Origin of the sequence: Parabacteroides sp. CAG:2 (assembly GCF_000436315.1) — a bacterium.
Classification (GTDB): Bacteria; Bacteroidota; Bacteroidia; order Bacteroidales; family Tannerellaceae; genus Parabacteroides; species Parabacteroides distasonis.
The window spans coordinates 1-1904 of the sequence record NZ_FR885271.1 but is presented as its reverse complement, the minus strand read 5'-3'; the positions used below and the strand labels follow the sequence as shown (position 1 = coordinate 1904).

Below are 1904 nucleotides of genomic sequence, written 5' to 3'. Positions count from 1 at the left end.
GCTCTTCCAATTTGTTTTTTTCATACTTGTAGTCTTTAAATAAATGAATAAAATAAGCTTCATGGTTTAAAAGCCGTATTTCTCAATGGTAGGATTTAGATCTCATCGGGAGATTCTGAGTCTCCTTTCTTCAACGCAGCCAAGTCCACCGTGTCTTTATTCTCTTTTACCGCCTTCAGCGAGGCGGCTTGGATCGCACGGCTGGTTACTAGGTTGAATTCAGCCTTAGAACGTAGGTTCTCGAAGTCTATACCCGGATTGAATAGAATGTTCACGGCCTTGATATTATCGCTGGAGAAGTCCTTGAGTGTAGCAGCCGGCTCGCAGGTGATGGAGATACTAAAGATTCCTAGTTCGCCGAATTGTACCTTGTAGCCGTTCAGCAATTGTTCCACTAGACATGAGCAGGTGTCGCTTACCACGCCTTTTACCGTGCCGCGTGTGAAAACACCGTTGTGATCTGAGATGTGCTTCACGAAATCATCGAAACTCATCACTTTCATCACTTGGTTCTTGGCGTACGCCTGTTCCTTTGCGGTCTCATCCAGTGGACTTTTCCACATGTAAGTTGAATAATTAATCATACTTCTTTTTTTTAAAAGATTAAACTTATTGTTGACAATGCGAAAGTACAACCCCCGGATAGCGAAATCAAATCCGTTGATAACCGTTGACAAACTGTTTACTTTTCATTGACAAACGATTCATATATACCTTATGTCTGATATAACGATTACCATACACGGCGGCAATAACCAGATACTCCCCAACGCTACGGAAGCCATCCAGAACTTCTATGTGGGGGAATATTGTGGGGAGACCTTCCAAGAAGAGGGGGACGGTAGATCCGGTCTCATGCCTGAAACGATCCGTTTTCGTGCCTATATAAATAAAGAAGAGGATCTGGAACGCTATCTTGCGCAGATCGTCGAATGCCGGACGGTTACCGAGTTGGCCCAAGTTATTCTGGTCATGCAAGAGAACGAGCCGAAAATAACCCCCGAGGAGATGGTCAAAGAGCGTTTCATCCGCCTCTTTCTACCCATCACCCCCCGAATCACGAAGGGTAAAAGCGTCAGCAACATCCGTGCCCGTATCAACGATGCGTGAAGCAGTCGTCTCAGACACCGCTCAACTGGCCGTTTTTGAGAAGATATACTGCATGTGCCCGAGGATATATACTGCGTTAGGCAATTAATATATACTTCACAGGGCAATTAATATATATTTCGTCTTCCATATCTACGGTTGCAATGTGCAGATCGTGCCCAATGCAACCCATGCGATCCAAATCATCCACCAGGGTGATGGTACGATCTTGCGGACGGAAAGCTGTATTACGCCCGCCGCTTCGGGACGCCACGAGTCACAGGCGCCGCCGTTGGGAAAAGTTAGGGCATTGAATATAAAACAAACAAAATACAAATGATGGATTTTCATAAGGGCAGATGGCGATTGGCCTTAGGCCGTCTGGTGAATTTGCGGTATATCAACCGTTGGATCATTTTTAGTGCGGACCTTTTCGTCTCGCTTTCCGTATCGTTGCTGGGCGTACTAGGAATGTTCTCCATTCTGCATATACGTATTGGAGAGTCTGATGTGCTGAAAGTGGGCCTCTCCTCATTTGTGGCCAGTATCGTTTCGTTCTTGCTGTTCAAAGCATATCATGGGGTTATTCGCCATTCCACGCTGCGTGGCTTGTGGCGGATCGGTGGTGCTGCGATCGGCAAGTCGCTCTTGATGTTCCTGCTGCTTTGGCTGTTGAAAGCCCGTTTCAGCCCTTCTATCTATTGGTTGGGTGGAATCATGGACAGTACGTTGACGATCGTGATGTTGGTCACGTTGCGTGTCTTCGTGATCAATGTCTATAACAGCGTCCTCCTGCAACTCGGTAAGAAACGCAA

At 46.4% G+C, this 1904-nt stretch carries 2 protein-coding genes and 1 pseudogene; 2 read left to right on the top strand and 1 reads right to left on the bottom strand.

What is annotated here, in order from left to right:
* Window positions 1-95: 95 nt before the first annotated feature.
* Window positions 96-584, bottom strand: a complete 489-nt coding sequence (locus tag QVP94_RS03830) for an HU family DNA-binding protein (protein WP_022192009.1) — start codon at window positions 582-584, stop codon at window positions 96-98.
* A 133-nt stretch (window positions 585-717) separates the two neighbouring features.
* On the opposite strand from QVP94_RS03830, the gene QVP94_RS03825 reads away from it, so the two are divergent.
* Together QVP94_RS03825 and QVP94_RS03820 are read left to right on the top strand one after the other, a co-directional pair.
* Window positions 718-1110, top strand: coding sequence for a hypothetical protein (locus QVP94_RS03825; protein WP_022192008.1), 393 nt, complete (start codon window positions 718-720; stop codon window positions 1108-1110).
* Between the two features lie 315 nt (window positions 1111-1425).
* A pseudogene (locus QVP94_RS03820) lies at window positions 1426-1904 on the top strand (polysaccharide biosynthesis protein); the annotation flags it as partial.

What these genes read in the sequence shown, in the direction of transcription:
- QVP94_RS03830 (WP_022192009.1), bottom strand. Translation starts at nt 584, where the DNA reads ATGATTAATTATTCAACTTACATGTGGAAAAGTCCACTGGATGAGACC.
- QVP94_RS03825 (WP_022192008.1), top strand. Translation starts at nt 718, where the DNA reads ATGTCTGATATAACGATTACCATACACGGCGGCAATAACCAGATACTC.